Annotated in this window: 4 protein-coding genes; 1 reads left to right on the forward strand and 3 read right to left on the reverse strand. The window is 37.7% G+C overall.

Annotated features, from left to right (window positions below):
- Positions 1 to 36 precede the first annotated feature (36 nt).
- The 3 genes from GSA01S_RS08565 to GSA01S_RS08575 are packed head-to-tail and all read right to left on the reverse strand — an operon-like array spanning position 37 to position 6,231.
- Positions 37 to 4,308: an ABC transporter permease gene (locus GSA01S_RS08565; protein ID WP_066126654.1), complete on the reverse strand. Its 4,272-nt coding sequence runs from the start codon at positions 4,306 to 4,308 to the stop codon at positions 37 to 39.
- Positions 4,309 to 4,317: 9 nt separating this feature from the next.
- A complete protein-coding gene (locus GSA01S_RS08570; protein ID WP_066126656.1) occupies positions 4,318 to 5,019 on the reverse strand; it encodes an ABC transporter ATP-binding protein in 702 nt (233 codons plus the stop codon).
- A gap of 18 nt (positions 5,020 to 5,037) precedes the next feature.
- Positions 5,038 to 6,231: a class I SAM-dependent rRNA methyltransferase gene (locus GSA01S_RS08575; RefSeq protein ID WP_066126658.1), complete on the reverse strand. Its 1,194-nt coding sequence runs from the start codon at positions 6,229 to 6,231 to the stop codon at positions 5,038 to 5,040.
- A 137-nt stretch (positions 6,232 to 6,368) separates the two neighbouring features.
- Between GSA01S_RS08575 and GSA01S_RS08580 the strand changes: the two genes are divergently transcribed.
- The gene (locus GSA01S_RS08580) at positions 6,369 to 6,938 is read left to right on the forward strand and encodes a TetR/AcrR family transcriptional regulator (RefSeq protein WP_066126660.1); all 570 of its coding nucleotides are present in this window, start codon (positions 6,369 to 6,371) and stop codon (positions 6,936 to 6,938) included.
- The last annotated feature ends 188 nt before the right edge of the window (positions 6,939 to 7,126 follow it).

Raw genomic sequence — 7,126 nt, forward strand, 5'->3', positions numbered from 1 at the left:
TCTTCAGCTTTCCTAACTGTTTTTTATTTTCTGCGACTATTCTACTGCTTTTAAGGCTTCTACCATATCGATTTTCTTCAATTTTTGATGCATTACGAGCATGACAATTGAAGAGAATAAGAAGGTCATTGCGGCCGAAATCAAGTGACTTGGCCAATTAATGATCGGATAGAAGAATAAATTAGGCATTTGAATTGTTTTTAAAATATATTGATTGAGGATAACACCAAGGCCCAATCCAATCACTGAACCAATCGCAGTTAAAATCAATACTTCATCATAAATATACATGCTGACTTCACGGTTATAAAACCCTAATACTTTAATTGTCGATAATTCTCGTAGTCGCTCTGAAACATTGATATTCGTTAAATTATACAAGACGACAAAGGCTAAGGCGGCCGCTGAAATAATCAATACTAAGGTAATGACATTTAAACTTCCCATTGTTTCTTGAACATTGTTTTCTATCGAATCTAAACTTAAGTAAGTTAACACGGCTTCTTTATCCGAAAAATCTTGTTCTAATTGATGACTATCTGCATTCGCACCATATTGCATCAATAAGGCATTAAAGGTTGGTTCTTCCTCAAAGATTGTTTGATAATTTTCCGGTGAAAGGTAAACATAGTGTTCGATATAATTTTCTACAATTTTGCTGACGGGAATATCTACTTCATTACCGTCATTATCGACTAAATGAAGCATATCACCGACACCGACATTGACATATTCGGATAATCTTTCAGAAATAACAGCACCCTGTTCTTGACTCAAATCAATCAATTGCTCTGGTGTTTGTCTTTCATGAATATCTAAGAACCCTTGATAATCATCTAAAGGCACGATAACCGAAACGCTTTGCACCGCTGCATTAGTGTCGGTTTGCCAATTAGCTGAATGAATTTCTAACGTTTTATCGAGTTCAGAATGGTGGGACACTTCATCAATGACTTGATCTTTTTTTGCTTGTTCAGCATCCTCATCTAAATATAATACCGCATCATAACGTTGTAATTGCTTAAATTGTGTTTCCACTAATCCATCAATCGTGTCGCTAATACCAAATCCGGTGACGATTAACATCGTACAGCCCGCAACGCCTACCAATGTCATGGCATTTCGTCCTTTATAACGTAAAAGATTCCGAATGGTCATTTTACGATTAAAGGAAAGTCGATTCCAGATGAATCCAATGCGTTCAATCATGGTTTTCTTACCTGCTTTAGGTGGTTCTGGTCGTAATAATCGAGCCGGCTGTTCTCTTAAATATTGTAATGGCGTCCAAATCGCTGGAATCAAGGCACAGGATAAGGCAATTAAGGCAACTAACCCATTCAATTCATGCGAACGCACGGTTACCGCACTATCGAAGTGGAATAAACTATTATAAGCATTCATAATCACCGGTGGGAAAATACGATACCCTAATTCAATCCCAATGACTGTCCCAATGACCGTGGCTAATAAGGCGTACATCACAAATTTACTTAGGATGACATGGTTAGGGTAACCCATTTGTTTCATCGTTCCCATGTAATTACGTTGTTCACTAACCATTCGTTTAATCGTTGTAAAGGTCACTAACACCGCAATCGCAAAGAAGAAGAGTGGAAAGACGGTACTAATCTGCTTAATTTGATTCGCATTATCATACAAACTATCATAAGAGTCAAAGCTATCACGTTGATTTAAATAATAAGTCGGTTCTTTTAAGTCATCGACTTCTTTTTGGCCATCTGCCAAATCGGCTTCGGCTTTTTTCAATTCTTTTAAAGCATCTTTTTTCTCTGACTTGAATTTTGCGAGATTTTCTTCATACTCTTTTTGGCCATCTTCTAATTCTTTTTTAGCGTCTGCTAGTTCTTTTTGACTGTCTTCAAGTTCAGTTAAGCCATCAGCTAATTGAGTCTCACCGTCTTCAATTTCTTGTAGGGCAGTGGCTAATTTTTCTCGTCCTGTGGCTAATTCATTGAAGGATGAAGCTAATTGTTCTTTACCCGCATTCAGTTGACTCCAACCATTGTCGAGTTTTTCTCTGGCTGTTGCTAACTCTGATTTTGCATTGTCAAGTTCAGTCTGACCTGCTTGCTTTTCTTTATCAAATTTAGCTTTACCTTCTTGATAGGCTTTAAGACCAGTTGCGTACTCATTCCAACCTTGTTCATAGGCTTTTTGCCCTTTATTTAAAGTCGCTTCGTTCGTTGCGATTTCTGCTTGAGCCGTAGCAAATGCTTGAAGACCAGCTTGTAAGCCTTCAATTTGGGTTTGTAATGAAGCTATGGCCCCGGCTAATTGTTCAACTTTTTTAGCTGTTTCCGGACTAATTAATTGGTTAAGTCCCGCCAATTGTTCTTCTAAAGTTGCTTTTTGACTTTCTAGCTCAGTTACTTGGTTAGTTAACGCCGTTTTTTGCTCTGAAATGGTGCTTAGTTGAGCTGACAGTTCATCGCGAGTAGTTATAAGCGGTGCTAATGTTGCTTGTTCAGCCGTCAGCGTATTATGAGTCTGCGTCACCAATGCTTCAGCTTCTTGTAATTGTGCTTCAACCGTCGCATACTCTGTTGATTCTGGATCTAAATTTTCTAATTGAGTCGCCTGTTCATCGCGCGCTTGCACTGCTTCGTTATAAGCTAGTTGTGCCTGATCAACGATTGCTTGTTGTTCGGTGACCGTTGCTTCCACTGTTGCTAACTCTTCGGTTAAACTACTTTCAGATTCGGCTAATGGTGTTAAATGCTCATTAAGTTCTGCTAATCCTGCTTCCACTTCAGCTATACCGGCATTGACTTGCTTAATTTGTTCGGGAGCAGCTTTAATTTGCGATTCTAGAGTGGTTTTTTGATTGGTCAACTGTGTCAATTGTTGTTGTAAATAAATAACAGTTAACTCCCCTTGAGACGTCGATTCAGCTAATATTTTTTGATTTGTTTGCTCATCAAATTGTCCTTGTTGGGCTTGTGTTTTTAAGTTGCTTAAATTCTCTGCTAAATTCGGAATCTTTTGCTGTAATTCGTTAGCCATTTGTTCTTGGCCTTTCGTTAATTCAGCTTTACCACTTTCTAACGCTGTCCAACCTTCATCTAATTGTGCTTTTGAAGCATCCAGTTGCTCTTTGGCTTCATCTAATTTTGCTTTATTAAGTGACAATTCACTTTGAGCACTACTGATTTTTTCATTAAAGGTTTTTACTCCTGACTGATATTCTGCCAGACCTGATTGATACTCGACTTCACCATTATTTAGTGTTTCTTCTTGTGTTTCAATTTCTTCCAAACCTGATTGATAAGCTGCTTCACCACTTTCAAGCTCTGCTAAGCCATCATGGTATTCATTCCGTCCATCGGCTAATTTGGTAGAGGCGGATGCCCATTCGTCATAGCCTTTGGCCAGTTCTTCACTGCCCGATTCATATTTTGATTGACCTTCTGAAAGTTCATCTTTGGCTGATTCTAATTCTTTTTCCGCACTTGCTAATTCAGCATAGCCTTCATCAATTTCTTTTGCTCCATCTGATAAAGTTAAATTCAAGTCATCTTTTAATTGTTGTAGACGAATTTCTGGACGTTCGGCGAATGCTGCTTCTAAATCACTTTGGACATCATCCATCACTTGATTATATTGGTCAGAATAGGCGCGATAACGACCGGCTTCTGTTGACCAATAAAGGACTTCAGTATAAATATCGCCTGCAACCGCTTCTGGCATCACTAAAACATAGCCATTAATATTGCTAACACCACGACTAATTTTTGAAAAATACAGTGGTGTATCAACAAAACCAGTCACCTTAAATTGGGTACGGGTTAAGTAGGGGGCTTGTAACCCCTCCAAATTGGTGTCTTCATCTTCTTTAGGAGCGGCACTGACTTGTTCTAATTCAACGACATCCCCAATGTTTATGTCTGATTGACGATATTTAATATCCAAGGCTATCTCATCTGCTTTTTGCGGCAATGCGCCTTCCACTGCAAAGAAATAATCTTTATTATTATTAGGATACACTTTAACTCGTTCAGATAATGGGTTTAAGGTGGTCTCTAAAGCTTTTAAGGGGTCTACAGTGAGTCCTTTTTCTTCAATTAATTGAATATCATCCTCATTTAAACCTAAAGTCGATAGAATTTGGCCATCAGGCAAATGATATTGCTCATAAAATTGACGTGCCGTTTCTACCATGGCAGGACTCGTAGCCCGAATGCCGACAAAAAAAGCGACTCCTAATAACATAATGAGTAGAATGGATAGAAATCTCGGCCAAGATTTTTTTATTTCTGTTAAGTTATCTTTCCATATAACTTTATTCATCATTCTCACCTACCATGTAATATCCGCTACTAACTTGGGTTGTTCATTGGCTCGTTCTGATTTTACTTTTCCGTTACGAATCTCAATGACGCGATCGGCCATTTGCGCAATTGCTGAGTTATGAGTAATGACAATCACGGTTGTATCGGAGTTACGCGATGTATCTTGCAATAACTGTAAAATTTGTTTTCCTGTCTCATAATCTAAGGCACCGGTCGGTTCATCACATAATAATAATTTGGGTTGCCCCGCAATCGCCCGAGCAATCGAAACTCTTTGTTGTTCCCCACCTGATAATTGCGCCGGAAAATTGTCTAAGCGATGCCCCAGTCCGCAATCTTCTAGTACTTTTTGAGCATTCATACCTGATTTTGCAATTTGGATCATTAACTCGACATTTTCCTTAGCAGTCAAATTAGGAACTAAGTTGTAATTTTGGAAAACAAAGCCAACAGAATTGCGTCTATAAGTGGTTAATTTGCGTTCACTATATTGCGCAATATCCTCGCCGTCAATCAAAACTTGACCACTGGTCGCTTGATCCATTCCACCTAAAATATTCAATGTAGTCGATTTTCCGGCACCTGATGGTCCTAAAATGACAACAAATTCGCCACGTTCAATCGTAAAGTCAATGCCATCATTAGCTCGAGTCACCACTTCTCCAGTGTGATACTCTTTGACCACATCTTTAAATTCAATATAACTCACTTTCTCACCTCATTTATGCTACTGTGCTCGATAATAAACCAAAACTTTTAAATATTGACTCGCTTCATCAGCAGACGTTGGATAGTCATCCGGTAAACCAAATGATTGAATTAAATAATATTCTCCTGCTGCTGCAAGAGCTACTTGGTTCATATCATCCATAAATAGTTCTTTAGGGTAACCACTATGATTGGTACTTAATACACAAAAACCACCGGGAGCTGTTAGTTCAAACAAATCTGCCGCTAATTGACGATAATCGGTTTCTGCTCTAAATAAGTAATCTTTCGTGCGAGCAAAACTAGGTGGATCACAAACAATCCAATCAAAAGTTCGTTGATGACGTTTTGCATATTGAATATAGTCAAAGACATCCATGACTCGAATCTCATGATTTTCCGTTGGCGCTTCGATCTGATTCAAGGCAAACTGTTCAGTCGTTTTTTCTAAACTACGATTCGCTACATCCACACTGATTGTATGCTTAGCTCCTCCCACAGCGGCCGCTACCGAAAAGCCACCGGTATAGCTAAATAGATTTAATAAACTCGCTCCGGCTACTTGACTTTGAATAAATTGACGTACTTCACGTTGGTCCAAAAATAAACCGGTCATCCATTCTGAACCTAAATAAATCGCATAACGAATATTGTTTTCTAAGATTTCAATCGGTTGTGGCGCTACCTCGCCATAAGTATGTTCAATCGGTTGTTCTGCTTCAATCAATTTGAACCGTTTGGTTTCATAAACGCCTTTAATTTGCGGTAAAAAGTATAATAAGACTTTGATAAAGGTTGCTCGTTCGGCAAAGACTGCGCGATTATACCAGTTAATTTGAATAAAACCATCATACCAATCGATGGTGAGGCCACCTAAACCATCGCCTTCACCATTAAACAGACGAAAAGCTGTCGTTTCTTCACTATCAAAAAATTCTTGGCGTTTTTCAATCGCATCTTCAATGACATTTTCAATAAAATCTTGATTAAAATAAATGCGTTCATGATCAGTAAAGACCCAAGCAATGCCTTTATTTTGATGACCAACAATAGCTTTCGCAATAAATTTTTTATCATTATCTACTAGTTGTAAAATCGTGCCGTCACTTTGACCCGCTGCAGCTTCTTGATTGACGAAGTCTTCAGCTTGTAATAAACATTCGCCTCGCTCAATCCTTTCAATCGCTTGTTGGGTTAATTTATGTAATCTCATATAGTTCTCCTCTATACATTTAATCATCTTGGTGTTACAATAGTAACACCAAGTCGATTTTTGTGCAATAAATTTTGATTGTGTTGTGACAGATTTTGAAAAAATGATACATCTTTACCTAAAGGGAGGTAAATTTTATGAAAAACAATAATCAAGAATTAAATCAATTAACAAAAGATTCTTTAAAAACAGCCTTAATGCAACTTTTAGCTGAAAATTCTGTCGAAGAAATTAAAGTCACTTCCTTAACTAAAAGAGCCGGTGTCTCGCGCATGGCTTATTATCGTAACTATCCATCCATCACTGCCTTGTACCATGAACTTTATGATGATTATTTCAGACAATTTTTCCAATCAAATCTAAAATACTTAATTGATAATCAACAACAAACATTTTGGGTGGCACTCTTTGAATTTATCTTTGAACATCAAGAGGCGGCTAAAGTATTATTGTCAACTAAAGAAAATCCCCATTTTTTAGACTATTTAAATCAAGTTTTTTGTAATCCAATTGAACATATCACCGATCGCTATCTGATACGGGGCGTGGTCGGTAGTGTGTTTAATGTGTTAACAGAATGGGTTCAAAATGAGTTTGATTTAACACCGGCTGAAATTGCCCCTCTATGTGTTAATTTAACTGAAAATGTAAAAATCGAATCCCAACCTTTTACAACCATACAAAAATATGGAGAACAAGCGCCGTAATCGTTTAAAAAAGACTCTATACTTTTTGGTAACAGAAAATTCTCTGTTGATTCTCATCGATATTCTTGGGGAGATAGGCAGAAATGGCTCGGTCATATGTATTGGTTCTCTTGGACTAATAGACAGAAATAGCTTGGTCATTCACCCCTATTTTATCAATACAAAAAAGACAATATCTTTAGCGTTAA

Source organism: Globicatella sanguinis NBRC 15551, assembly GCF_001552295.1.
Classification (GTDB): Bacteria; Bacillota; Bacilli; order Lactobacillales; family Aerococcaceae; genus Globicatella; species Globicatella sanguinis.